Source organism: Priestia sp. TRN 1309, assembly GCF_050846875.1.
GTDB lineage: Bacteria > Bacillota > Bacilli > Bacillales > Bacillaceae_H > Priestia > Priestia zanthoxyli.
This window is the reverse complement of record NZ_JBOZGM010000006.1, coordinates 76,824-103,694: the sequence shown is the minus strand read 5'-3', so window position 1 is coordinate 103,694 and position 26,871 is coordinate 76,824. Positions and strand designations below refer to the sequence as shown.

25 protein-coding genes, 1 other RNA gene and 1 other annotated feature are annotated in these 26,871 nt (G+C 39.2%); of the genes, 24 read left to right on the top strand and 2 right to left on the bottom strand.

Annotated elements, in window-relative coordinates; all coding sequences use genetic code 11:
* The first annotated feature begins 27 nt into the window (after positions 1-27).
* Together ACRPLQ_RS22025 and dtd are read left to right on the top strand one after the other, a co-directional pair.
* Complete coding sequence (locus ACRPLQ_RS22025) at positions 28-2,226, top strand: RelA/SpoT family protein (protein WP_013059308.1); 2,199 nt, start codon at positions 28-30, stop codon at positions 2,224-2,226.
* Positions 2,227-2,241: 15 nt separating this feature from the next.
* Positions 2,242-2,703 carry a D-aminoacyl-tRNA deacylase gene (gene dtd, locus ACRPLQ_RS22020; protein WP_028411689.1) on the top strand — a complete coding sequence of 154 codons (462 nt, stop codon included), beginning with the start codon at positions 2,242-2,244 and terminating at the stop codon, positions 2,701-2,703.
* On the opposite strand, the gene ACRPLQ_RS22015 is transcribed toward dtd, so the two are convergent.
* Complete coding sequence (locus ACRPLQ_RS22015) at positions 2,694-3,578, bottom strand: N-acetylmuramoyl-L-alanine amidase (RefSeq protein ID WP_223546263.1); 885 nt, start codon at positions 3,576-3,578, stop codon at positions 2,694-2,696. The two genes, dtd and ACRPLQ_RS22015, sit on opposite strands and share 10 nt — an antisense overlap.
* 166 nt (positions 3,579-3,744) lie before the next feature.
* On the opposite strand from ACRPLQ_RS22015, the gene ACRPLQ_RS22010 reads away from it, so the two are divergent.
* The 8 genes from ACRPLQ_RS22010 (at position 3,745) to pstA (ending at position 11,841) form a co-directional block, all read left to right on the top strand.
* Positions 3,745-3,921, top strand: a complete 177-nt coding sequence (locus ACRPLQ_RS22010; protein ID WP_013059305.1) for a hypothetical protein — start codon at positions 3,745-3,747, stop codon at positions 3,919-3,921.
* An 87-nt stretch (positions 3,922-4,008) separates the two neighbouring features.
* Positions 4,009-4,241, top strand: a binding site (T-box leader).
* A gap of 68 nt (positions 4,242-4,309) precedes the next feature.
* Positions 4,310-5,578 carry a histidine--tRNA ligase gene (gene hisS, locus ACRPLQ_RS22005; RefSeq protein ID WP_028410586.1) on the top strand — a complete coding sequence of 423 codons (1,269 nt, stop codon included), beginning with the start codon at positions 4,310-4,312 and terminating at the stop codon, positions 5,576-5,578.
* Between the two features lie 12 nt (positions 5,579-5,590).
* Positions 5,591-7,369 (top strand): aspartate--tRNA ligase, encoded by a 1,779-nt coding sequence (gene aspS, locus ACRPLQ_RS22000; RefSeq protein ID WP_165635129.1) that lies wholly within the window; start codon positions 5,591-5,593, stop codon positions 7,367-7,369.
* 118 nt (positions 7,370-7,487) lie between these two features.
* Positions 7,488-7,669, top strand: a non-coding RNA gene (gene ssrS, locus ACRPLQ_RS21995) — 6S RNA.
* A 162-nt stretch (positions 7,670-7,831) separates the two neighbouring features.
* Entirely contained in the window at positions 7,832-8,596 is a 765-nt protein-coding gene (locus tag ACRPLQ_RS21990; RefSeq protein WP_028411687.1) for a tRNA threonylcarbamoyladenosine dehydratase, read from the top strand.
* Between the two features lie 422 nt (positions 8,597-9,018).
* Positions 9,019-9,903, top strand: a complete 885-nt coding sequence (locus tag ACRPLQ_RS21985; protein WP_028411686.1) for a phosphate ABC transporter substrate-binding protein PstS family protein — start codon at positions 9,019-9,021, stop codon at positions 9,901-9,903.
* A gap of 124 nt (positions 9,904-10,027) precedes the next feature.
* Entirely contained in the window at positions 10,028-10,915 is an 888-nt protein-coding gene (gene pstC, locus ACRPLQ_RS21980; protein WP_013059300.1) for a phosphate ABC transporter permease subunit PstC, read from the top strand.
* Entirely contained in the window at positions 10,912-11,841 is a 930-nt protein-coding gene (gene pstA / locus ACRPLQ_RS21975) for a phosphate ABC transporter permease PstA (protein WP_025750576.1), read from the top strand. Before pstC ends, pstA begins: the two co-directional genes overlap by 4 nt.
* A gap of 46 nt (positions 11,842-11,887) precedes the next feature.
* On the opposite strand, the gene ACRPLQ_RS21970 is transcribed toward pstA, so the two are convergent.
* Positions 11,888-13,165 carry a replication-associated recombination protein A gene (locus ACRPLQ_RS21970; protein WP_028411685.1) on the bottom strand — a complete coding sequence of 426 codons (1,278 nt, stop codon included), beginning with the start codon at positions 13,163-13,165 and terminating at the stop codon, positions 11,888-11,890.
* Between the two features lie 226 nt (positions 13,166-13,391).
* Between ACRPLQ_RS21970 and cymR the strand changes: the two genes are divergently transcribed.
* From cymR to mltG, 14 genes are all read left to right on the top strand, one after another.
* Positions 13,392-13,808, top strand: coding sequence for a cysteine metabolism transcriptional regulator CymR (gene cymR, locus ACRPLQ_RS21965; RefSeq protein ID WP_013059297.1), 417 nt, complete (start codon positions 13,392-13,394; stop codon positions 13,806-13,808).
* Positions 13,809-13,831: 23 nt separating this feature from the next.
* Positions 13,832-14,974, top strand: coding sequence for a cysteine desulfurase family protein (locus ACRPLQ_RS21960; RefSeq protein ID WP_028411684.1), 1,143 nt, complete (start codon positions 13,832-13,834; stop codon positions 14,972-14,974).
* Positions 14,975-15,080: 106 nt separating this feature from the next.
* Entirely contained in the window at positions 15,081-16,193 is a 1,113-nt protein-coding gene (gene mnmA, locus ACRPLQ_RS21955) for a tRNA 2-thiouridine(34) synthase MnmA (protein WP_432236278.1), read from the top strand.
* A 157-nt stretch (positions 16,194-16,350) separates the two neighbouring features.
* Positions 16,351-17,010: a tetratricopeptide repeat protein gene (locus tag ACRPLQ_RS21950; protein WP_013085089.1), complete on the top strand. Its 660-nt coding sequence runs from the start codon at positions 16,351-16,353 to the stop codon at positions 17,008-17,010.
* A 24-nt stretch (positions 17,011-17,034) separates the two neighbouring features.
* Complete coding sequence (recD2, locus tag ACRPLQ_RS21945) at positions 17,035-19,392, top strand: SF1B family DNA helicase RecD2 (RefSeq protein ID WP_047749816.1); 2,358 nt, start codon at positions 17,035-17,037, stop codon at positions 19,390-19,392.
* A gap of 141 nt (positions 19,393-19,533) precedes the next feature.
* Positions 19,534-19,725, top strand: a complete 192-nt coding sequence (locus ACRPLQ_RS21940) for a hypothetical protein (protein WP_013059292.1) — start codon at positions 19,534-19,536, stop codon at positions 19,723-19,725.
* 25 nt (positions 19,726-19,750) lie between these two features.
* A complete protein-coding gene (locus ACRPLQ_RS21935; RefSeq protein ID WP_013059291.1) occupies positions 19,751-19,885 on the top strand; it encodes a YrzQ family protein in 135 nt (44 codons plus the stop codon).
* Positions 19,886-19,998: 113 nt separating this feature from the next.
* Entirely contained in the window at positions 19,999-21,060 is a 1,062-nt protein-coding gene (locus ACRPLQ_RS21930) for an AI-2E family transporter (RefSeq protein WP_028411681.1), read from the top strand.
* Between the two features lie 63 nt (positions 21,061-21,123).
* On the top strand, positions 21,124-21,258 hold the full coding sequence (locus ACRPLQ_RS21925; protein ID WP_255219740.1) for a hypothetical protein: 135 nt from the start codon (positions 21,124-21,126) through the stop codon (positions 21,256-21,258).
* 190 nt (positions 21,259-21,448) lie between these two features.
* Positions 21,449-24,082: an alanine--tRNA ligase gene (gene alaS, locus ACRPLQ_RS21920; RefSeq protein WP_154973091.1), complete on the top strand. Its 2,634-nt coding sequence runs from the start codon at positions 21,449-21,451 to the stop codon at positions 24,080-24,082.
* 84 nt (positions 24,083-24,166) lie between these two features.
* Positions 24,167-24,436 carry an IreB family regulatory phosphoprotein gene (locus ACRPLQ_RS21915; RefSeq protein ID WP_013059287.1) on the top strand — a complete coding sequence of 90 codons (270 nt, stop codon included), beginning with the start codon at positions 24,167-24,169 and terminating at the stop codon, positions 24,434-24,436.
* Positions 24,437-24,853 (top strand): Holliday junction resolvase RuvX, encoded by a 417-nt coding sequence (gene ruvX / locus ACRPLQ_RS21910; RefSeq protein WP_182028481.1) that lies wholly within the window; start codon positions 24,437-24,439, stop codon positions 24,851-24,853.
* A 154-nt stretch (positions 24,854-25,007) separates the two neighbouring features.
* On the top strand, positions 25,008-25,292 hold the full coding sequence (locus ACRPLQ_RS21905; RefSeq protein ID WP_013059285.1) for a DUF1292 domain-containing protein: 285 nt from the start codon (positions 25,008-25,010) through the stop codon (positions 25,290-25,292).
* Between the two features lie 412 nt (positions 25,293-25,704).
* Positions 25,705-26,808, top strand: coding sequence for an endolytic transglycosylase MltG (mltG, locus tag ACRPLQ_RS21900; RefSeq protein WP_028411679.1), 1,104 nt, complete (start codon positions 25,705-25,707; stop codon positions 26,806-26,808).
* The last annotated feature ends 63 nt before the right edge of the window (positions 26,809-26,871 follow it).

Genomic DNA, 26,871 nt, shown 5'->3' with positions numbered 1-26,871 from the left:
AAATGCTAGTTGATAAAAGGTGATTTCATGGCAAATGAGCAAGTCCTAACAGCGGAACAGGTCATTGACAATACGAAGCGATATTTAAATGAAGAAGACGTGGCTTTTGTACAAAAAGCATATGATTTTGCAAAAGAAGCTCACAAAGAACAATATCGCAAGTCGGGTGAACCATATATTATCCACCCGATTCAAGTCGCAGGAATTTTAGTTGATCTAGATATGGATCCAGCAACAATTGCAGCTGGATTTCTACATGATGTGGTCGAAGATACAGAGATAACACTAAAGGATTTAGAAAAAGCTTTTAACGAAGAAGTAGCAATGCTAGTAGACGGCGTAACGAAACTTGGAAAAATTAAATATAAGTCTAAAGAAGAGCAGCAGGCTGAAAATCACCGCAAGATGTTTGTGGCAATGGCTCAAGATATTCGAGTCATACTGATCAAACTTGCGGATCGTCTTCATAACATGCGTACGCTGAAGCATTTACCGCAGGAAAAGCAGCGACGCATTTCAAATGAAACGCTTGAAATTTTTGCTCCTCTTGCTCATCGTCTTGGTATTTCAAAAATTAAGTGGGAGCTTGAAGATACAGCTTTACGTTACTTAAATCCTCAGCAATATTATCGCATTGTCAATTTGATGAAGAAAAAGCGTGCGGAACGCGAGCAATATTTGGCTGAAGTTATTGATGAAGTTCGTGAGCAAGTAGATGAAGTGTCGATTAAAGTTGAAATTTCAGGACGTCCAAAACATATTTATTCCATTTATCGTAAAATGGCACTGCAAAACAAGCAGTTTAATGAAATTTACGATTTACTAGCTGTGCGCATTATTGTAAATAGCATTAAAGACTGCTATGCGGTGTTAGGGATTATTCACACGTGCTGGAAACCAATGCCAGGACGTTTCAAAGATTATATTGCGATGCCAAAACAAAATATGTACCAGTCTCTTCATACGACGGTTATCGGACCAAAAGGTGATCCGTTAGAAGTTCAAATTCGAACATTTGACATGCACCAAATTGCTGAGTATGGAATTGCTGCTCACTGGGCTTACAAAGAGGGAAAAACAGCTGAGCATGCTTCATTTGAAGAAAAGTTAACGTGGTTTAGAGAAATTTTAGAATTTCAAAATGATGCAAACGATGCAGAAGAGTTTATGGAATCTCTAAAAGTTGATTTGTTTTCTGACATGGTTTATATTTTTACGCCAAAAGGCGACGTCATTGAGCTTCCTTCGGGTTCTGTTCCAATTGATTTTTCCTATCGTATTCATTCTGAAATCGGAAATAAAACCATTGGAGCAAAAGTCAACGGCAAGATGGTTACGCTTGATTACCGTTTGAAAACGGGGGACATTATCGAAATTTTGACGTCTAAGCATTCATATGGTCCAAGCAAGGACTGGTTAAAGCTTGCTCAAACGTCTCAAGCCAAAAATAAAATTCGCCAATTCTTTAAAAAGCAAAGCCGCGATGAAAATATTGAAAAAGGCAAAGAGCTGGTTGAAAAAGAAATTCGTCAAATGGAGTTTGACTTAAAAGAAGTATTAACAGCTGATAATATCAAACGAGTAGCGGAGAAGTTTAATTTCTCAAATGAAGATGATATGTATGCAGCTATTGGATATAACGGATTAACTGCGGCTCAAGTAGCTAATCGTTTAACCGAGAAGTGGAGAAAGCAGCGCGATCAAGAACAAGAGATCCAAATTGATGACATTGCACGCGACACTGCGGCTAAACGTGTTCGCCAGCATAAACGAAAAGATTCCGGTGTTATCGTACCGGGTGTAGAGAACATGCTGATTCGCTTGTCTAAATGCTGTAATCCAGTTCCCGGAGATGAGATTGTTGGTTTTATTACAAAGGGGCGGGGAGTATCTGTTCATAGAGCAGATTGTTTAAACGTTCACACAGATGATGCTGAAAGCCGTCTTATTCCTGTAGAGTGGGAAACACATATTAAAGAGGGCAAAGAGTTTAATGTGGAAATTGAAATTTCGGGCTACGACCGTCGAGGCTTACTAAATGAAGTTCTGCAGGTTGTAAACGAGACTAAAACGAATATTTCAGCCGTTTCAGGAAAATCGGACCGAAACAAAATGGCTACGATTCATATGTCAATTTCTATTCATAACATCAGTCATCTTCATAAAGTGGTCGAGCGCATTAAGCAGCTTCGAGACATTTATTCAGTTCGCCGAATTATGCATTAAGAAAGGTCGTTATACATGAGAGTAGTCGTACAAAGAGCAAAGAATGCAAAAGTAACTGTTGCAGGCGAGACGGTCGGCGAGATTGAGCACGGATATATGCTTTTAGTCGGTATTACCCACGAGGATACTGAAGCCGATGCAGAGTATGTAGCAGACAAAATTGTAAATTTGCGAGTGTTTGAAGATGAGTCTGGCAAAATGAATTTGTCGCTTCTAGATGTAGAAGGAGAAATTTTATCGGTATCTCAATTTACGCTTTACGGAGATTGCCGAAAAGGCAGAAGACCAAACTTTATGGAAGCTGCTAGGCCAGATCATGCTGTAACGATTTACAACTATTTTAATAAAGTATTATCAGGGAAAAATATTCGAGTAGAAACCGGCGCATTTGGCGAAATGATGGACGTATCATTTACGAATGACGGACCGGTCACACTTATTGTAGAAAGCAAAGAAAAAACGCAGGCTCACAGATGAGTCTGCGTTTTTTCTTTGTTTTGAAAGTAGTGATTTAATCCTTCAGCGATAGCGGATGTAATCATTTGCTGATAACTGATGGAATTAATATACGTTTCTTCCCGTTCGTTGCTTAAAAAGCCCAGTTCAATTAATGTACTCGGACGTGTATTTTCGCGAAGAACATAATAGTTTCCAAATCGTTCTCCTTTGTCTTTCAATTTTGCATGTTCAATGAGTGACTGATGAATAGAATGTGTGAGTGGACTGTCCTGATGCTGATGATAATAATACGTCATAAGGCCAGTTAGCTGTGAGCTGTTCGTACTGTTGTAGTGAACGCTTATAAAAGCATCTGCTTTAGTCGATTGCAGCGTGCGCTGTGAAAGTAGAACGTACTCATCACGGGTGCGGGTTAAAATGACGTGTGCGCCTTCTTTTTGAAGTTTGTTTTGTAAAATCAGCGCTGTTCGGAGAGTGAGATCTTTTTCATATGTGCCCTGTGTGCCGATGGCTCCTTTGTCTTTTCCTCCATGGCCTGCATCAATAATAATGGTTTTGCCCTTTAGGTGCTGCAAGCTTTTACTCAGCGTATAAACAGGCTGGCGCTGCGCTACCTGCATGCTGGGCTGAACGCTGCGGAGCGCTACGGTTTTCGTGAATTTTTTAAACACCCAGCCTTGAATACCCGAGCTTTCTACATAATACCAATCTCCTTGACGGTCTGAAACGGATAGTCTTGTATTCTTCGTCAATTTATTTGTAATTGAAAATGAACGTCCTGGACCGCTGCGTACATGAAGAGAGTCAGCTGTTACAACAATGGGTTGATGCACCGGTACATTTGGGCGCTCAAATGAGGAAGAGCACAGTAACAAAAGGATACTTGCAGCCAAAACAGATACAGACTTCATGTTAAGATGGCGAATAGATAGACCTCCTTTTTATAACAAAATAGAGTATTCGATGAAAAGAAAAAAAATCCTTTCTCTTATGTAAAAACATCTTTTTTGGGCAATGCTAATAAAAGGATAAGTAAGTGTAGGCAGGGAGGAAGAAACGATGAAGTTTAGTGAAAAAGGTGAACAATCATTTCAGCAGGTAAATCCGGTATTTGGCATTCATTTTCATGATTTTATTGATAGAGAAAGTGAAGCTTCATCCCTTGAATTGGCTTCTGAATTTGGTTTAACGCTTCGAGATATTCAGAAACTAAGAAAACAATTAGACCGCTCTTAACATGAAAGGTGCTTGACAACTGCTCATTTCATTCGTAATATAGAAAGCAATTGCTAAATTAAAATGAATGTATAACATTTTTATATTGATAAGCCAAAGATCGAGAAAAGTAGTAAAGATGACACATGGCTAGAGAGGAAATGTCTTAGGCTGAAAGCATTTCTACATGATGACTTTATGAAAGAACACTCAGGAGGCTTCACTCTGAAAAGGGAAACTTAGTAGGAGATGAACGTGTTCGTGCGTTAACGAAATGAGTGGAAACATGTCATATGTTTCAATTAGGGTGGTACCACGTGAGATTAACTCTCGTCCCTACTATGGAAAAATAGTAGAGGCGAGAGTTTTTTTGTATTGTAAATTTTAAATATAGGAGGCATATCACGTTATGTCAGTTCAAATACCTAGAGGCACACAAGATATTTTACCGGGCAAAGTAGAGTATTGGCAGTTTGTTGAACAGCGAGCAAGAGAAATCTGCCGTGCGTTCAACTACCAAGAAATTCGTACACCAATGTTTGAACACACTGAATTATTTTTGCGCGGAGTGGGAGAAACAACGGATATCGTGCAAAAAGAAATGTACACATTTAAGGATCGAGGCGACCGCAGCTTAACACTTCGTCCAGAAGGAACAGCTGCAGTTGGACGATCATTTGTTTCAAATAAAATGTTTGGAAATCCAACGCAGCCAACAAAGCTGTTTTATATCGGTCCTATGTTTCGTTATGAACGACCTCAAGCGGGACGTTTCCGTCAATTCGTTCAGTTTGGCGTAGAAGCATTAGGGGTAAATGATCCAGCTATCGACGCTGAAGTTCTTGCCCTGTTAATGAGCTTTTACCAATCGCTTGGATTAAAAAAATTAAAGCTGGTTGTTAACAGTTTAGGAGATACAGAAAGTCGTCAAGCTCACCGTCAAGCACTTATCGATCACTTTGCACCTCGCATCGGAGAGTTTTGCAGCGACTGTCAAAGCCGATTGGAGAAAAATCCTCTTCGTATTTTAGATTGTAAAAAAGATCGTGACCACGAACTGATGGCTACAGCGCCGTCTATTCTTGATTATTTAAACGACTATTCAAAAGAATATTTTGAAAAAGTACAGCAGTACTTAACCGATTTAGACATTGACTATGTTGTAGATCCGACGCTAGTACGCGGGTTAGATTATTATAATCACACAGCATTTGAACTAATGAGTGAAGCAGAAGGATTTGGCGCCATTACAACTCTTTGCGGCGGAGGCCGTTATAATGGGCTGATTCAAGAAATCGGCGGACCTGAAACACCAGGTATCGGATTCGCTTTAAGCATTGAACGCTTATTATCTGCATTGGAAGCAGAAGGAATTGAGCTTCCGGTAGAAACTGGCGTAGATTGCTATGTAGTGACAATGGGCGATGAGGCGAAAGAAAAATCTGTTTCAATTGTAAATACGCTTCGACGTGCAGGTTTTGTAGCAGATAAAGATTATCAAGATAAAAAAATGAAAGCTCAGTTCAAAGCAGCTGATCGTGTACAAGCAAAATTTGTTGTTGTTCTAGGTGAAGATGAGCTAGCAAAACAAGTTGTAAACGTAAAGAATATGGAATCTGGCGAACAGCAAGAAGTATCAATTGATCAATTGGTTAGCTATTTGCAGGAACAAGTATAAGGGGGAACCATGATGACAAAACGTTCATACTACTGTGGAGATGTAACAGAACAAGCAACTGGCGAAACAGTTCTATTAAAAGGATGGGTTCAAAAGCGCCGTGATTTAGGCGGATTAATTTTTATTGATTTACGCGACCGCGGCGGAGTTGTGCAAGTTGTATTTAATCCTGAAAAATCTGCTGAAGCGCTAAAAATTGCTGAAGATGTACGTAATGAATTCGTACTGGAAGTGCAGGGAACTGTTGTAGCTCGTGAAGAGGGAACTGTTAACCCGAACTTAAAAACAGGTAAAATTGAAGTTCACGCTGAGCAAATTACGGTGTTGAATAAAGCCAAAACACCTCCTTTTGCCATTGCGGATCAAACCGAAGTATCAGAAGATGTTCGATTAAAATATCGTTATTTAGATCTTCGACGTTCTGAAATGTTTAACACGCTTAAAATGCGCAATGACATTACAAAAACAATTCGCGACTTCTTAGATCAAAATGACTTTTTAGATGTTGAAACACCTATTTTAACAAAAAGCACGCCAGAAGGTGCACGTGATTATCTTGTGCCGAGCCGCGTACACGAAGGTGAGTTTTATGCTCTTCCTCAATCACCGCAAATCTTTAAGCAGCTGTTAATGGTAAGCGGAGTTGAGCGTTATTATCAAATTGCTCGCTGCTTCCGCGATGAGGACTTGCGTGCAGATCGTCAGCCTGAATTTACTCAAATCGATATTGAAACATCATTTTTATCTCAAGAGGACATCATGACAATGACGGAAGAAATGATGTCTAAAGTAATGAAGCACGTAAAAGATTTAGATGTAACGACGCCTTTCCCGCGCATGTCATATGATGAAGCGATGAGCCGCTACGGTTCAGATAAGCCGGATACACGTTTTGAAATGGAGCTAGTCAACTTATCAGAGCTTGTGAAAGACTGCGGGTTTAAAGTATTTAGCGCAGCAGTTGAAAACGGCGGAGAAGTAAAAGCGATTAACGTAAAAGGTGCCGCTTCTAGCTATTCACGTAAAGATATCGATGCTTTAACAGAGTTCGTGAAAATTTACGGTGCTAAAGGGTTAGCATGGCTGAAAGTTGAAGCAGACGGCTTAAAAGGACCGATTGCAAAATTCTTCAACGAAGATGAGCAAAAGCAATTTGCTGAAGCTCTTCAAACGGAAGAAGGAGATTTACTTTTATTTGTAGCTGATAAAAAGTCAGTTGTAGCAGATGCACTTGGCGCTCTTCGTCTAAAGCTTGCAAAAGAACAAGGGATTATTGATGAAACGAAATTTAACTTCCTATGGGTAACAGATTGGCCTCTTCTTGAGCATGACGAAGAAGACAACCGTTACTACGCGGCTCATCATCCATTCACAATGCCAGTTCGTGAAGATTTACCAATGTTAGAAAGCGATCCTGGACAAGTCCGTGCACAAGCATATGACTTAGTGTTGAATGGTTACGAACTTGGCGGAGGATCTTTACGTATTTATGAGCGTGATATTCAAGAAAAAATGTTTAAAACGCTTGGATTTACATTAGAAGAAGCATATGAGCAGTTCGGTTTCTTACTTGAAGCATTTGAATACGGTACTCCTCCTCACGGCGGAATTGCGTTAGGTCTTGACCGTTTGGTTATGCTTTTAGCAGGACGCACAAACTTGCGCGATACAATTGCCTTCCCTAAAACAGCAAGTGCAAGCTGTCTATTAACAAACGCACCTGGTGAAGTAAGTGAAGCGCAATTAGATGAGCTGCATTTGCAGGTAAAAAGGCAAAAAACAGAAGCGTAATCGATTAAACCATCTGTTAAATCGAGCCTGTCACTGGAGCACGACAGGCTCGATTTTTTTGTTTTACTTATTAATTGCAAAGTGATTTTTTCTGTGATAAGATACTTTCAAGAACTAAATAGTCCTGATGTGTTCGTCCTTAATCCAGTTTTGACCGAACAATTTTTTGCTTGGGAGCTCGGAGTTTTTAACGAGCGTACATGCCTCATCTCGAGGACTTACAATGGTTAAAGCAGAGCACCCACCTGCCGAGAGCGGGTTCAAAACGAAGGCACTCGAGACGGCACGATCGGGACTAGCATACATATAAGAAATCCTCTATGTAATGATTTGCATAGAGTTTTTTTATGGAGAAATATCGAATGCTCATGTTCGTTTTGCTAAAAATATGGTATAGTCAATTTCGTTGTTTATTTGAATTAATCATACACGTTGGTGTATTTAATAGAGGAGTGTTTTAACATGTTGCATCAGTTTTCGCGTAATGAACTGGCGATAGGAAAAGAAGGGTTAGCTACTTTAAAAGGCAGCACGGTTGCTATTTTAGGGATAGGAGGAGTAGGGTCGTTTTCTGCTGAGGCTTTGGCTCGATCAGGAGTAGGTCGTTTAATTCTTGTAGATAAAGACGATGTTGATATTACAAACGTAAATCGTCAAATTCATGCGCTGCTTTCGACGGTAGGTCAGCCCAAGACAGAATTAATGAAACAGCGTATTTTGGATATTAACCCAGACTGTGACGTCGTTTCTCTTCAAATGTTTTATACGGAAGAAACGTATGAAGAGTTCTTTAGTTACAAACCGGACTTTGTAGTGGATGCATCCGATACGATTTCGTATAAAATTCATTTAATGAAAGAATGTTTAAAACGTGATATTCCGATTATTTCAAGTATGGGTGCTGCGAATAAAATGGATCCAACACGTTTTAAAATTGCAGACATTTCAAAGACGCATACAGATCCGATTGCAAAAGTGGTTCGTACTCGTCTGCGTAAAGAAGGAATTCGCAAAGGAATTAACGTCGTTTTTTCTGATGAACGTCCAATCGTTATTCGCGAAGAAGTTCGCAAAGAAGTAGGAAACGATCAAGCGCAAATTCGAAAAGCGAAAATGCCCCCATCTTCTAATGCTTTTGTTCCATCTGTAGCGGGATTAATTATGGGCGGTCATGTTATCAATGAATTATTAAGTAATATTAAGATTCGCCGCGTAGGTGATCAATAAAAAGAAGGCTATCGCAGCCTTCTTTTTTTTATGGAAATATCTGTTCTATTTATGCTTTGGATGGAATCTTCTGTTTGATATGTATAAAAAGTACTAATAAATTGAAAAATATGGCTTGATGGTGAATTTACACTGTAGTAAAAAAAGAGATTTATGTAAATTTATTTAACGCTTTATTTACATAAAATTTACGTTTTGGCTTTCTTTCTGTTGTATCTTCTACAGTAATATTCAGAAAGTCTTATATATCAAGGGTTTGGATAGAAATAAGAAAAAATAAACCCCAAATAAGTAAGTTTACAGTAACTTAAAATTCACTTCATATAAAGACAACAATCTACTCGTATAATGTGTCTTGTACCTGTTGTTCGAGTACAAAGGACTAGTACTAATTACACATATATTTATTGGAGGGTAATGTAATGAAAACAAAGGGTTTTAAAGTAACATTAGCAGCTTTTTTAATGGTAGGAGCACTAGCAGCATGTGGTAAAGACGGAGCAAGCAACGACAGTGGTTCGGGCAGCAAAGAAGAAGTGTCAGGTACGTTAACAGCGGCGGGATCTACAGCTTTACAACCACTTGCAGAAGAAGCAGCGAATGGAATTACGGAAAAATATCCAAACCTTTCAGTAACGGTACAAGGTGGAGGTAGTGGAACTGGTGTTAACCAAGTAGCATCAGGAGCAGTTGACATTGGAAACTCTGACGTTCCAGCAGCCGATAAAATCGAAGATAAATCAAAAGCAGATAAACTTGTCGATACGAAAGTAGCGGGCATCGGGTTCGCACTTGTTGTAAATAAAGATGTAAAAGTAGAATCGTTAACAAAAGAGCAAATTCAAAAGATTTTCTCTGGCGAAATTAAAAACTGGAAAGAAGTTGGCGGAAACGACGAAAAAATCAACGTAATCAACCGTCCAGCATCTTCTGGTACACGTGCTACATTCGAGAAAACATTAATGGGTGACGCGAAAGTAAATGACAGCGTTGGTACAGCTCAAGATTCAAACGGAGCGGTTGAGCAATCAGTAAACTCAACGCCAGGAGCAGTGAGTTACCTTGCTATGTCGTATTTAATTGGCGATAAAAAAGAAAGTTTAAAAATGCTTAATATTGATGGTGTAGAGCCAACAACAGAAAATATTGTTTCTGAAAAATATCCGTTCTGGGCTTATGAGTACATGATTACAAACGGTGAGCCAAAAGATGGTGCAAAAGAGTACATTGATTATGTATCTGGTAAAGACTTTGCTAAGCAAGTAGAAGATATGGGGTATATCCCAATGACTGAATTCAAAAAATAAAAGTGTTTTTAAAAAGAATAGGGCTGACTAACACAGTCAGTCTTATTCTATTTGAATGTTAATAAAGTATATAGCAAATAAAAAGAAAAGCGAATATATACTGAATATGTAAGGAGACAGAGCGATGAAGGGGAAAAAATCCATTAATTATGTAAAAAGCGAATACATTGGCCGTACGCTTTCTACATTTTGCGGTATTTTAATTGTACTTGTTACGTTAGCTATTATCGTGTTTATTTGTGAAAAAGGCATACAGTCATTTTTACAAAGCAATATATCAATCGGTGAAATGTTGACTTCAACAAAATGGAGCCCAAACAATAAAGAATACGGGGCACTTGTATTTATACTAGGTTCCATGCTTGTATCAATCGGAGCCGTTATTATAAGTGCTCCAATTGGAATTGCTATTGCCATTTTTAACAACTATATTTCGCCTAAATTTGGTTCAACGGTTTTACGACCGGTTTTAGAACTTTTAGTCGGAGTTCCTTCAGTGGTATACGGTCTTTTAGGGGTTACCATTTTAGTGCCGCTTCTTCGCGATAACTTCGGCGGAGTGGGCTTTAGTTTGATTGCCGGAATTATTGTCTTAAGCGTCATGATTCTTCCGACAATTGCAAGTATTGCTGACGATGCAATTCGAAGCGTAGCACCTGAATATTTAGAAGCTTCTTATGGACTAGGTTCAACAAGATGGCAGGCAATTAGCCGAGTTATTATTCCATCTGCTAAAACAGGTATTTTAACAGGTATCGTGTTAGGGCTTGCCCGTGCATTCGGAGAAGCGCTAGCTGTGCAAATGGTTATCGGAAATACGGTTAAGCTTCCTGAAAGCTTATACAGCCCAACGGCAACATTAACAGGTATTTTAACAATGGATATGTCTAATACGTTAAACGGAACGGCATGGAATAACGCATTGTGGACGTTAGCCATGATTTTACTGCTTATTTCTTTCGTGTTCATTTTAATTATCCGAGCAATTGGGAAACGAGGTGCTCATCAATGAGAAACAAAAATGCACGCACAGTAAATAATATATGGACAGGTATTTTTTATGGCATTGCCGCTCTAGTTGTGGCGCTATTAGTGTATTTAGTTGTTGAAATTATCGCCAAGGGCTGGGGATTTTGGGATCCGAACTTTTTATTTGGAAAGCCAAGCAATACGATGGCAGGTGGTGGTATTGGACCGCAGCTGTTTAACTCATTTTACATGCTTGTTTTAACGCTGATCATTTCTATTCCTCTTGGTTTAGGAGCCGGAATTTACTTAGCGGAGTACGCGAAGCAAGGTCGTTTCCTAAATTTCGTCCGCTTATGTATTGAGACAATGGCGTCATTACCGTCCATTGTAGTTGGTTTATTTGGATTATTAATTTTTGTCACATTTTCAGGCTGGGGCTATACGCTTATCGGCGGAGCACTTGTGATTACAATTTTAAATTTACCAGGTTTAACGCGCGTATGTGAAAGTGCGATTGCATCTGTTCCTGCGAGTGTAAAAGAAGCGAGTTTAGGCTTGGGTGCGACTAAATGGCAAACAATTGTTAAAGTAGTGATTCCATCAGCGATTCAACAAATTATCACGGGCGTTATTTTAACAGCGGGACGAATCTTTGGAGAGGCAGCTGCGCTGATTTATACAGCTGGCTTAACGACGCCGATGTTAAATTCAAATGCCGACTTAACGAGTCCTGTAAACCCGTTTAATATTTTTCGACCAGCGGAGACGCTTGCCGTCCACATTTGGAAATTAAACTCTGAAGGAATTGTACCTGATGCGAGATTGATTGCAACAAAGTCAGCTGCTATTCTAATCATTATGGTTCTGTTGTTTAATATCATCGCTCGTTTAGTAGCAAAACTTTTAGACAGCTACTTTAAAGGTTCAACAAAAACGAAAAAACGAAAAGACGTTAAAAGTGCAGCTTAATAGATAAAGACAAAAAAGAAAATGGCTTTGAAACTGAGCAACAGTTTCAGCCATTTTCTTTTTTTAATGTCTCTAAACGATTGAAAACTTTTGAAAAGTATTTTTCTTGTCCATTTTGTTTAGGATGAAAATATTGTTTGTTTTTGATGCGATCCGGTAAATACTGTTGAAGGACCCATCCGTTATCAAAATCATGCGGGTATTGATATTCAACGCCTCGTCCAAGGTTCTCTGCTCCTTTGTAATGAGCATCCTTCAAATGAATGGGAACGTCGCCGGACAACCCTTTTTTAATATCACTTATCGCTTCATCTAATGCTTTGTAAGCAGCGTTGGACTTCGGTGATAGGCAAAGCTCAATAACGGCGTTTGCAAGCGGGATGCGTGCTTCTGGAAGTCCTAATCGCTCAGTTGCTTGAATAGCTGCTAGTGTCCTCATGCCGGCATCCGGATCAGCTAGTCCAATGTCTTCATAGGCAATGACTAAAAGGCGACGATTGATGCTGATCAAGTCTCCTGCTTCAATTAGCCGTCCCAAATAATGAAGAGCGGCATTTACGTCGCTGCCGCGAATCGATTTTTGAAAAGCCGATAATACATCATAGTGAGCGTCACCATTTTTATCATGTGAAAAATACTTTTGCTGCAGACATTCTTCTGCCGTTTGTAAGGTAATAACGATTTTACCATCGCTTTCACTTGTTGATAAAACAGCTAGTTCCAGAGCATTCAAAGCCGAGCGCACGTCACCGTTACAGCTGTTGGCAAAGTGGTTCATGGCGTCATCTTCTACGGCAATTTTTCTATCCCCAAATCCGTTGGATGAGTCGTTGAGTGCTCTTGTTAGCGCCATTTTGATATCATCTGGCGTAAGAGATTTTAATTCGAAGATTTGGCATCTGCTTCGAATAGCAGGATTAATCGCGTGATAAGGATTGCTTGTTGTCGCTCCGATTAGAATGATCATGCCGTTTTCTAAATAAGGAAGCAAAAAGTCTTGCTTGGCTTTGTCAAGGCGATGAACTTCATCTAGCAGAAGAATTACTTTGCCTGACATTTTGGCCTCTTCGGCGACAATTTCCATATCTTTTTTATTGTTTACAACGGCATTTAACTGACGAAACGCCGTGTTGGTTGTTTTTGCGATAGCTGTCGCAATTGTTGTTTTCCCGACGCCTGGAGGCCCATATAAAATCATCGAGCTTAAGTGATTTGCTTTTACCATTCGATAAATCATTTTATCTTTGCCAACTAAATGCTGCTGTCCGATAACGTCATCTAAATGAGTCGGACGCATTCGAAATGCGAGAGGTTTTGTAGACATGTTTTTCTCCTTTCTTTTCTTTCACTGTATCACAAGAGGTGAATAGGTGGTGGAAATTTATCTTATAGGCATAGTATGTTATAATATCAACAGTTACATTTGCAAGAAACGCGTATAGAGAAGTTCATATAGCTTAGTAAAAAACGACTCATCACAGCATTCAGTGACAACGTGAGGGTCTTATTTTTTTCATAAATAAAAAAAGTGTATTGAAGGAGTGTATGGTATGAAAATTTCAACAAAAGGACGCTACGGTTTAACGATTATGATTGAGCTTGCGAAGCGCTTTGGAGAAGGTCCTATCTCGCTTAAAACTATTGCTCAAACGCATGATTTATCTGAACATTATTTAGAACAACTTATTTCACCACTGCGTAACGCTGGGCTTGTAAAAAGCGTGCGCGGAGCTTATGGAGGTTACATCTTGGCACATGAACCTGCTAACATTACTTCTGGCGATATTATTTCCGTTTTAGAAGGTCCTATTAGTCCTGTAGAAGGAATTGAAGATGAAGAGCCTGCAAAACGCGAGCTGTGGATTCGTATTCGAGATGCAGTTAAAGAAGTGCTAGATAGTACAACGCTTGAAGATTTAGCAAATCATTCTGATGATGATCAAGCGTCTTATATGTTTTATATTTAATAATGAGCTAGGAGGCGTTTATTTTGGAACGTATTTATGTTGATCATGCAGCAACGTCTCCAATACATCCAGCAGTCGTTGAGAAAATGACGACTTTTATGCATGAGTACTTTGGAAATCCGTCTAGTATTCATCACTACGGGCGGGAAAGTCGACGCTATTTAGACGAAGCTCGCCAAACGATTGCAGCAAGTATTGGAGCACACGAAAATGAACTGATTTTTACAAGTGGTGGGACAGAAGCAGATAATATGGCACTGATCGGAGTCGCTCTTGCAAACCGCCATAAAGGAAATCATATTATTACCACGCAAATTGAACACCACGCTGTGCTTCATACGTGTGAATATTTAGAAACACAGGGCTTTGAAGTGACTTACCTACCAGTTAATGAGTACGGACAAGTATCTGTGGATGAAATAAAATCAGCCCTAACGGATCAAACAATTCTTGTGTCGGTGATGTTTGGAAATAATGAAGTAGGTGCTATTCAGCCAATTGGAGAAATTGGAGTTCTATTAAAAGAGCATGGAGCATATTTCCACACGGATGCAGTGCAAGCTTATGGATTAATTCCGTTAAATGTGCAACAATTAGGTGTCGATCTTTTATCCGTTTCGGCTCATAAAATTAACGGACCAAAAGGGATGGGCTTTTTATATGCAGCTGCTCACGTTTCACTGTCTCCTTTGCTATTTGGAGGAGAACAAGAGCGCAAACGACGAGCTGGAACTGAGAACATGACAAGTATCGTCGGGTTTGAAGAAGCTGTGAAAATTTCGCAACAAACGCTGCAAACACGTGCAGATGAATATAGAAGATACAAAGAAATAATGGTAGCTGTGTTGAAAGAAGAAGGTATTTCATTTGAAATTAACGGACATCTTGAAAATGCTCTGCCACATGTGTTAAATTTATCATTTCCAAAAACAAATGTTGAATCGATGCTCGTAAATTTAGACTTAGCAGGAATTGCGGCATCGAGCGGTTCAGCTTGCACAGCGGGAGCAATCGATCCTTCTCATGTGCTTGTTGCTATGTTTGGAAAAGGGTCTGAGCGTTTAACAACTTCTATTCGATTTAGCTTTGGCCTAGGAAACTCTGCTGAGCAAATTGAAAAAACCGCACGTCAAACAGCAAACATCGTTAAGCGACTAACGATGTAAATAGCAGCCATCAGTAGGGTCTTCATCCCTCACTGATGGTTTGTGTCGTTTCTTTCGCTTTTTAGCGAACAATTTAATTAAAATGAAGAAAACGGAGGTGGCGAAGTTGACAAAATCACCTAAAGATACACGTGTAGTAGTCGGAATGAGCGGAGGCGTTGATTCATCTGTAGCAGCTCTTTTATTAAAACAACAAGGATACGATGTGATCGGAATCTTTATGAAAAACTGGGACGATACGGATGAAAACGGCGTTTGTACTGCGACTGAAGATTATAACGATGTTATTCGCGTATGTAATCAAATTGGTATTCCCTACTATGCAGTCAACTTTGAGAAACAATATTGGGATAAAGTATTTACCTACTTTTTAGATGAATATAAAGCAGGTCGTACACCGAATCCTGATGTAATGTGTAATAAAGAAATTAAATTCAAAGCCTTTTTGGAGCATGCAATGACGCTAGGAGCAGACTATCTAGCGACAGGACATTATGCACGCGTTGCGTATCGTGACGGGGAGTATAAAATGCTTCGAGGCGTAGATGGAAATAAAGATCAAACGTATTTCTTAAATCAATTAGGACAAGATCAGCTTTCAAAAGTAATGTTCCCAATTGGAGAAATTGAGAAATCAAAAGTGCGTGAAATTGCAAAAGAAGCAGGCCTTGCTACAGCAACGAAAAAAGACAGCACAGGTATTTGCTTTATTGGCGAACGCAACTTCAAGGAATTTTTAAGTCAGTATCTTCCTGCTCAGCCAGGTGTGATGCAAACGCTTGACGGCGAAGTGAAAGGCAAGCATGACGGCCTTATGTACTACACGATTGGTCAACGCCATGGTTTGGGTATCGGAGGCAGCGGCGAACCTTGGTTTGTAGTTGGAAAAGATTTAGAAAAAAACGTTTTATACGTCGATCAAGGCTTTCACAATGAGCTGCTTTATTCTACATCTCTTACAGCAACAAATGTCAGCTGGGTAAGCGACCGTGACTGGTCGTCACCAATGGCGTGCACAGCAAAATTCCGCTATCGTCAAACCGATTCAGCAGTAACCGTTGAGAAAGTCGATGATGATACAATTAAAGTTATTTTTGCTGAACCCGTGCGGGCAATTACGCCAGGTCAAGCAGTTGTGTTTTACAAAGATGACGAATGTCTTGGCGGAGCAACTATTGACAAAGTATTTCAAGAAGAAGAGCAAATTTGGTACGTATAATTTATATAAGCAAGAACGAAAAACCTCAGCTGTATATAGCTGAGGTTTTTCTATGATATACTTTACTTATTGGGTAAACTAATAACTTACATATTCTAGATTTTCATGATGTGAAAATCTTTTAAATCATAACTAAAACAGTGGAGTGAACGAAAAAATGACAGATAAAAATCAGCTAGGAATTCAGTATATGCAGGAAGGGAAATTTGAAGAGGCTGCTAAAACATTTTCAGAAGCAATTGAAGATAATCCAAAAGATCCAATTGTGTATGTGAATTTTGGCAATTTGTTAGCGGCTGTTAGTGAGATGGATCGTGCTTTGAAATTTTATGAACGTGCGATTGAATTAGATGAAGAAACGGCAACAGCGTATTACGGAGCAGGAAATATTTATTTTAATGCAGAGCAGCTTGAGCAGGCAAAGCACTACTTTGATTTAGCAATCAAAAAAGGCTTAGATTCATCCGATGCCTACTTTATGCTTGGTTTAACGCTGTTTCATATGGAAGAAATTCGTTTTGCGATGCCTTATCTGCAGCGAGCGGTAGAACTAAACGAACATGATGTAGAAGCAAAATTTCAGTACGGTCTTTGTTTAGCACAGCTCGAAATGGTAGATGAAGCGATTGCTGAATTTCTTAAGGTAGTAAATCAAGAGCCAGAACATGCCGATGCTTTCTATAATTTGGGCGTAGCGTATGCCATGAAAGATGATAAGGACAAAGCAATTGAGATGTTAGATGAAGCTTTAAACGTGCAGCCAGATCACGTAATGGCAGCAAATGCTAAACAAGTTCTGTCTACATTAGAACATTAAGAAAGCGGGTAAAGGAAGGATAACATGAACGAAGAACTAGTGAACCCTTCACAGCCAGAACGTCATTATATAAGCGGCACGTCAATTGTAACGGTTTTTCATAACGAAGAAAACTTATATAACGTTACGCGGATACGGATCAAAAAAACAAATTTAGAGATTGAAGATAAAGAAACGGTCGTTACAGGCTATTTTCCTAAGCTTAATGAAGATGAAGTATACACATTTTACGGGGACTTCAAAGAGCATCCAAAGTTTGGTCTGCAATTTCATGTTGAGCAGTTTAAAAAAGAACTTCCGCAATCAAGGCAAGGGGTTGTTCAGTACCTATCAAGCGATTTATTTCACGGAATCGGTAAAAAAACCGCTGAAAATATTGTGGACGCCCTAGGAGAACGCGCTATTTTTCGTATTTTGCAAAATGAGTCCGTGCTAAAAGAGGTTCCGAGGCTTTCAGCCGACAAGGCAGAGGCTTTAGTAACGCAGCTTCGTGAACATCAAGGGTTAGAAGAAGTAATGGTAAAGCTGACAGACCTCGGGTTTGGACCGCAGCTTTCGATGAAGATTTTCCAAGCGTACAAACAAGAAGCGCTTGAAATTGTTCAAAATAATCCTTATCAGCTCGTAGAAGATATTCAAGGTATTGGTTTTAGCAGGGCCGATGAACTTGGAAAGAGGCTTGGTATGGCAACCAACCATCCTGATCGTTTGCGTGCAGGTATTTTATACGTCATTGAGCAAGAATGTAATCAAATGGGACATGTATACGTCACGGCAGATCAGCTGTATGGAAAAACAGCAGAGCTTCTTCGAAAAAGCAGGCATGAGAATCTGTCTGAAATGGATCTTACAAGAGAAGTGGACGCATTAAAAGCAGACAAAAAGCTTATCATTCAAGACGAAAAAATTTATTTTCCTCCCCTTTTCTATGCTGAAAAAGGGCTGGTTAAAGCTATTCAAAAAATTATGGCCCAAACGCAATACGAAGAGCAGTTTCCAGAATCAGAATTTTTACTAGCTTTAGGTGAACTAGAAGAGCGATTAGACGTGCAATATGCACCGTCTCAGCGCAAGGGCATACAAACTGCTTTAATGTCTCCAATGCTTCTTTTAACAGGTGGACCAGGTACAGGGAAAACAACGGTTATTAAAGGAATAGTCGAACTCTATGCAGAACTTCACGGATGTTCGTTAAATCCAGGGGATTATAAAAAAGATGAAGCTTTTCCTGTTTTACTTGTGGCACCTACTGGACGCGCTGCTAAACGAATGAGCGAAGCGACCGGACTTCCGGCAGTTACGATTCACAGATTATTAAAATGGAACGGACAAGAAGGATTTGACCATAATGAGGAGAATCCAATTGACGGAAAATTATTGATTGTGGATGAAGTATCGATGGTAGATTTGTGGCTTGCTCATCAGCTGTTTAAGTCTCTTCCTGCTAATTTACAGGTTATTTTAGTTGGAGACGAAGACCAGCTTCCTTCAGTAGGTCCGGGACAGGTGTTAAAAGATTTACTGAGTTCAGAAGTAGTTCCTACCGTCCGTCTGACAGATGTATACCGGCAAGCGGAAGGGTCATCGATTATTGATTTGGCTCATGAAATAAAAAAAGGAAAGCTTCCGGAAGACTTATCGAGGCAGCAAGGAGATCGTTCCTTTATTCGCTGTCACGGACAGCACATCACGAATGTCGTGCAACAAGTTTGCGGGAATGCGTTAAAAAAAGGCTATACGGCTAAAGATATTCAAGTTCTAGCTCCTATGTATAAAGGTCCTGCAGGGATTGATAAACTGAATGAAGTTCTTCAGGAATTATTTAACCCGGCTTCTGAGCAAAGAAGAGAGCTTAAGCACGGAGATATTACGTACCGAGTCGGAGATAAAGTGCTGCAGCTTGTAAATCAGCCGGATAGCAACGTATTTAACGGAGATATGGGAGAAATCGTCTCAGTTTTCTTTGCCAAAGAAAATACGGAAAAACAGGATATGCTGGTTATTTCATATGAAGGAAACGAAGTAACTTATACAAAGCAAGACTTTAATCAAATAACTCATGCATACTGCTGTTCCATTCATAAATCGCAGGGAAGTGAATTTCCCATTGTTGTGCTTCCAATTGTCAAAAGCTATTACCGAATGCTGCGACGCAATTTACTTTATACCGCCGTTACGCGAAGTAAACAGTTTTTAATTTTATGCGGCGAAGACGAAGCGTTTCAGCTTGGAGTCAGCCGGAATGAAGACAGCGTTCGACAAACGAATTTACAGCCCCTGCTTCGAGAAAGCTTGGATAACGACATAGAAGATCCCGAAATTCCATTTATGAAAGATGCAAATATTGGGATGGAAAACGTTACGCCGTATGATTTCATGTAACCTTTCGCATGCTAACAAAGAGTTAAATAAACTCCTTTGTTGCCATCCTTCTTTGCTAATTGTCAGAAAATAAAGTATGGGCGTGAAAAAAAGTGGACATAATGCGTTTATATAAGTAGAACGTATAAAGAGGTGTCGACTTTGTTTAAATGTCCAAACTGTAAAAGTATTGACGTTGGCAAAATTGGTGTAAATCAGTATTACTGCTGGAATTGTTTTATTGAAATGACTATTTCAAAAGGACAAATTAATACTCACCAAGTAGAAGAAGATGGAACATTGAGCTCGCTTGATGATTTGTTCTCAGATGACGAGCGCACAATCAATTTCTAATTCTTTTTTACCGGGAGGAAGAGCAATGGGCAGAATCATTCCGTCAGTAGTCGCTTTCGGTCTTGGAGCTTATGCATTTAAAATGGCAGATGATCGAGAGATGTTTACAAAAAGAAATATGAAAAAAATGCGTAAACGTATGATGAAAGCTATTCACTAATAAAAAAGCACTATTGCACTGAGCTGCAATAGTGCTTTTTTGCAGGCAGAAGATACAACTGCATGTATAAACTCCTTTCTTTATCAAAAAATAGAAGGGAGGAGGAGTTTACGTTGAAAGATAGTTCATTCAAATGGTTCTATAGATTCGGACTGCTGTTATTAGCACTGCTGTGCGTATTAGTCTTTTTTAAAGTCCAGTTTTTATGGCTGCCTGTTATTTACATGTTTTTAAAAGCACTGCTGCCTTTTTTTATTGCAGCATTCATTACATATTTACTTCATCCGCTTATTGAAAAAACGCATGATAAAGGCGTGCCTCGTCCTCTAGCTATTTTACTGATCTACATTATCTTTTTTGGAGGAATCGGGTTCGGAGCCTATAAGTCGTATCCTATTTTTGTGGAACAAGTAAAAGATTTAAATGAACAGCTGCCTCATTTTACGAATACATATAGACATTGGGTAGAATCGATTCATGATCGTACAACTTCACTTCCAAACGGTGTACATGAGAAAATTGAAGGCAGCATTGATGATGTAGAGGCTACGCTCAACGTGTGGCTTACAAAAGTGGCGGAAGGATTAAAATCATTGATTACCTCTTTTTTGATTTTAATCATTATTCCATTTATTGTTTTTTATATGCTGAAGGATTTTTCCTCTATTAAGAAAGCAACAGCTTATGTCACACCTAAAAAGTGGCACAAACCAGGCGAACGTTTTTTATCGGATGTGAATGAATCGCTTGGCAATTATATTAGAGGACAATTTTTTGTTTGTCTCATTATTGGTGTGATTGCCACAGCAGCACTTTGGTTCTTTCATGTACCTTATGCACTTCTTTTAGGCTTTATTATTGGCGTAACGAATATCATTCCGTATTTTGGCCCGATTATTGGTGCGGTTCCAGCAGCTATTATTGCAGCAACTATCTCGATAAAGTTGGTTATTACCATTGTCATTATTATCTTTGTGCTGCAGTTTCTAGAAGGAAATGTGCTGTCTCCGCTTATCGTAGGAAAGAGCCTTCATATTCATCCTTTGTTTATCATGCTTGCGCTCCTTTTAGGAGGAGAGTTTGGAGGAGTATTGGGTCTCATTTTGGCTGTGCCAATTTTAGCAGTCGTTAAAATATCTATTTTGCATATTCGCTCTTATACGCTCAAACATTGACAAAGAGCGGTTAATTTGTCATAATATCGCCATAAGAAAACGCTACATATTTTGAACACAATGATGGATCGAGTACGTTGCACACTGGTTTTTAGAGAAGGGCTTCCTTGGCTGAAAGAAGCGCTAAACAAAGAGCAGCTGAACGCTAGTCCAGAGTGCAGGCTAAAACCTGCCGTGTCAGCAACGTTAACGCTATGAAGGTGATAAATGCTTTTGGCATTTATAATCAGGGTGGTACCGCGAGTTCAACTCTCGTCCCTGCTACAGGGATGAGAGTTTTTTTGTGTGCAAATAACTAGCAATTACTTTTGGACACAGGGAAAATAGATGCTTTTATGTCATCATTTTTTTGTCTATAAATAAGAAGAGTATTAAAGGAGGACCAATCATGAAAAAACTGACGTCAGCACAAGTTCGTCAAATGTATTTAGATTTCTTTAAAGAAAAAGGCCATGATGTAGAACCAAGCGCATCTTTAGTTCCGCATGAAGATCCATCTTTATTATGGATTAACAGTGGAGTAGCTACATTAAAAAAATATTTTGATGGTCGTGTTATTCCTCAAAATCCGCGTATTTGTAACGCACAAAAATCTATTCGTACAAACGATATCGAAAACGTAGGTAAAACGGCTCGCCATCATACGTTTTTTGAAATGCTTGGTAACTTCTCTATCGGTGATTATTTCAAAGAAGAAGCAATCCAATGGGCATGGGAATTCTTAACGAGCGATAAATGGATTGGATTCGACGCAGATAAGCTATCTGTAACAGTTCACCCTGAAGATGAAGAAGCATTTAAGATCTGGAATGAAAAAATGGGCGTGCCTAAAGAGCGTATCATTCGTTTAGAAGGTAACTTCTGGGATATTGGAGAAGGTCCGAGTGGTCCAAATACAGAGATCTTTTATGATCGCGGAGAAGCATATGGAAATGACCTAACTGATCCCGAATTATATCCAGGTGGAGAAAATGAGCGTTATTTAGAAATTTGGAACCTTGTATTTTCTCAGTTTAATCATAATCCTGATAATACGTACACGCCGCTTCCAAAGAAAAATATTGATACAGGAATGGGCTTAGAGCGTATGGTTTCTGTTATTCAAGATGTGCAAACAAACTTTGATACAGATTTGTTTATGCCAATTATTGAAGCAACAGAAAATATTTCAGGCGCTAAATATTGTACAAATGATGAGCAAGATACGGCATTTAAAGTCATTGCTGACCATATTCGTACGGTAACATTTGCTGTAGGTGATGGTGCTCTTCCTTCAAATGAAGGCCGCGGGTATGTGCTGCGTCGTTTGTTACGCCGAGCAGTTCGCTATGCTAAAAAGTTAAACATTAATCGTCCGTTCATGTACGACCTAGTGCCGGTAGTAGGTGAAATCATGGTTGATTTCTATCCGGAAGTAAAGGAAAAAACGGATTTTATCCAGCGCGTAGTCAAAAATGAAGAAGAGCGTTTTCACGAAACGTTAAATGACGGACTAGCTATCTTGGCAACTGTTATTAAAAAAGAAAAAGCGCAAAACAGTGATACGGTACAAGGCGAAGATGTTTTCCGTCTATATGATACGTATGGCTTCCCTGTTGAATTAACGGAAGAATACGCAGAAGATGAGAACATGAAAATCGATCATGCAGGTTTTGAACGTGAAATGGAAGCACAGCGTGAGCGTGCGCGTGCTGCTCGTCAAGATTCTAGTTCTATGCAAGTTCAAGGCGGCGTACTTGGTGAAGTAACGGTTGCAAGTGAGTTTGTGGGCTATGATAAAAATGAAGTAGAAACAGTTGTTGAAGCAATTATTGTAGACGGTGAGCTTGTTGACCGTGCTGAAGCTGGAACAGAAGCGCAAGTCATCTTAAGCCACACGCCATTCTACGCAGAAAGCGGCGGTCAAATTGCGGACCAAGGTACGATCCAAAGTGCTTCAGGAAAAGCGGAAGTAAAAGACGTTCAAAAAGCGCCAAATGGTCAAAATGTCCAAACGGTATCTGTAACAAGCGGTGAGCTTGTAAAAGGTGAAACATACATGGCAACGCTTGATGAAGAAAACCGCAGTGCGATTGTGAAAAACCATACGGCAACGCATTTATTGCATCAAGCATTAAAAGATACGTTAGGAACGCATGTTAATCAAGCGGGTTCTTTAGTAACAGCGGATCGCTTGCGCTTTGACTTCTCTCACTTTGGTCAAGTGACACAAGAAGAGATTGAGAAAATTGAACAAATCGTTAATGAAAAGATTTGGGACAGCATCTCTGTACAAATTGAAAACAAAGCAATTGACGAAGCAAAAGCGATGGGTGCAATGGCACTATTTGGTGAGAAATACGGAGATATCGTGCGCGTAGTACAAGTAGGCGACTACAGCTTAGAATTATGTGGTGGATGTCACGTACCAAATACATCTGTTATCGGTTTATTTAAAATTGTATCAGAATCTGGAATCGGTGCAGGTACTCGACGTATTGAAGCTGTAACTGGAAAAGCTGCCTATCAGTTAATGAATGATCAAGTAGGTTTACTAAAAGAAGCTGCGGCAAAAGTAAAATCCAACCCGCGCGATTTAGTAGGGCGCGTTGAAGGATTACTAGAAGAAATTCGTAATCTTCAGCGTGAAAATGATTCACTATCTACAAAGCTTGGCAATATTGAAGCTGGCAATCTTGTTGACCGCGTACAAAACATTAATGGTGTAAATGTCCTAGCAGCAAAAGTGAATGCAACGGATATGAATAACCTTCGTGCAATGGTTGATGATTTAAAACAAAAATTAGAATCTGCTGTGATCGTATTAGCTTCTCCACAAGGTGAAAAGGTAAATATTATTGCAGGTGTAACAAAAGATTTAATTGCTAAAGGCCATCATGCTGGCAAACTTGTTAAAGAAGTAGCAACGATTTGCGGCGGAGGCGGAGGCGGACGCCCTGACATGGCGCAAGCTGGAGGAAAAGACGCTAGCCAAATTGAAAAAGCACTTGGCACTGTAGAAGAATGGGTTAAATCCGTTTAATTCTCCTCTTTCTTGGTGTACAATATAAATAAGACTTAGCATAGTGCACAATGTGTTCACAAATTAAGAGAGTGAGGTGGGACCGTGAGTTCATTTGATAAAACCATGCAATTTAATTTTCAAGATGAGCCAGCTGAAACAAACGTACATGAAGTATTGTTTACGGTTTATGACGCACTGCAAGAAAAAGGCTACAACCCGATTAACCAAATCGTTGGGTATTTGTTATCAGGAGACCCTGCTTACATTCCTCGTCATAACGATGCGAGAAACACAATTCGCCAGTTAGAGCGAGACGAGCTCATTGAAGAACTTGTTAAATCTTATTTACAACAGCATCGAAAGGATTCATAAATGCGCGTATTAGGATTAGATGTAGGAACCAAAACAATTGGTGTGGCAGTTAGTGATGAAATGGGATGGACAGCGCAAGGAATTGAAACAATTAAAATTGCAGATGAGCAGATGGAGCAATCATATCCTCGTTTACAGCAGTTAATTGACGAATATTCCGTAGAGAAAATCGTAGTGGGTCTTCCTAAAAATATGAATGGTACGATTGGCCCTCGAGGCGAAGCGTGCATCGAGTTTGCTGACAGCGTCAAAGAAAAACTTAACATTGAAACGATGATGTGGGACGAGCGCTTGTCAACGATGGCAGCAGAGCGAGTACTGCTGTCTGCCGACGTAAGCCGCAAGAAACGCAAAAAAGTAATCGATAAAATGGCAGCTGTTATGATTCTTCAAGGATACTTAGACAGCAAGCAATAAGAAAAGCAGCAGGCTTTGCTTAAGCTGACAAGTTATGACTTTCCCTTTTACATATTCTTTTGTACGTAAAAGGGAAGTGAAATAACTGAACAGCTTGCTTTTCGCTGAAGAAAAAGTTAAGCTAAGAGCTTACAATATAAAATGAGGTGCAAACATGAGCGTAGAAGAAAATAAAATTACAATCGTCGATGAGAATGGAAATGAGCAGCTATGCGAAATTTTATTCACATTTGATTCTGATCAATATAACAAATCATATGTAATTTACTATCCAATCGGAGCAGACCAAGATGATGAAGAAGAAATTGAAATTCATGCATCTGCTTTCACACCAAGTGAAGACGGTCAAGACGGCGAGCTTCAACCGATTGAAACAGAAGAAGAGTGGGACATGGTTGAGGAAATGGTTAACACATTCCTTGACGAAGAAGGCGAATAATTATAGTGAAAAAGCTGATGACAATCGTTATCAGCTTTTTTTTACATAGCGGCCGTTCTTTTTAGATATAAAAAGGTTTTTCCTTGCATTCTTAGGGGAGATTGTATGATAATGACGAAAAATGAGATAAATTGTAGTATAATAATTCCTGCGTGTGAGAGTGCATTTTAATAAAAGAATTCATTGTTTGAACGGATGAAACTAGACTTTGGGCAGACAATAACATAAATCATGGAAAAAATTTAGGAGAGGCGATAGTTTAAGGAAGCGATACCATCTCACACCTATAGGAGATACGAATGAATCGCAATCTCATGTATCCTCTCTGTTCATACTTACAAAAAATCAAGAAGAAAAGAGGTGAAACTGGTTGTATCTTCTTTTACAGAAGTAGATTTAACCAGGAAGCTGCTTGTCGCAACAAACATTTTTACCACCTAATCGTTCAAGGAAAAAACGAGTTATTTTTATTACAATTATCGTACTTCTTTTACTTGTTGGCGGTGCATTTTTCTATGCTCAATCCCGCTTAACACCCGTGGATCGAAACAGCAATAAAAAAGTAAATGTGACCATTCCACAAGGTTCTTCCGTTCAATCGATTGGTACGGTATTGAAAAAAGAAGATTTAATTAAAAGTAAAAGTGCCTTTCGCTATTACGTAAAATTAACCCATGTATCTGGATTTCAAGCTGGAACGTATTTATTTTCTCCTTCCATGAGCTTAGGGGAAATGGTTGAAAAAATGGAAAAAGGCGAGGTTTCAAAACAACCTGATATTCGTGTCACCATTCCAGAAGGACGCCAGCTTGTCGAAATTGCTGATATCATTGCTAAAAATACAAAGTTTACAAAAGACGAAGTCATGAAAAAGCTAGACGATAAGGCATTCATCAATAAAATGAAAGAAAAGTATCCAGATTTAGTAACGGATGAAGTGATGCAAAAAGATATTAAACATCCGCTAGAAGGTTATTTATATCCCGTTACGTATGATTTTTATGATAAAAATGTGTCGTTAGATGAAATATTGGATAAAATGGTAGGGAAAACAAATAATGTATTAGGTCAGTACAGTGGGCAAATGGAAAAGAAAAAATTCAGTGCACATAAATTGTTAACCATGTCTTCTCTAATTGAAGAGGAAGCGACTGCGAAAGTCGACCGAGAAAAAATTGCCAGCGTCTTTTATAATCGCCTTGAAAAAAACATGCCTCTTCAAACGGATCCAACCGTATTATATGCCTTAGGAGAGCATAAAGACCGGGTGTTCTATAAGCATTTAGAAGTGGACTCTCCTTACAATACGTATAAAGTAAAGGGGTTGCCTCCAGGACCAATTGCCAGCTCTGGATTGATGTCAATCAAAGCTGCGTTACATCCAGCCAATACAGATTATTTATACTTCTTGGCTACACCTGAAGGAAAAGTTATTTTTACCAAAACGTTAGAAGAACATAACAAAGAAAAAGCCAAGCATATTACAGGTAAAGAAAAGCAAAATACCGAAAAATAATTGGAAATTTAAAATTGGGGAATCGCGATACTTCGCATTCCCCATCTTTTATGTTAAAATATA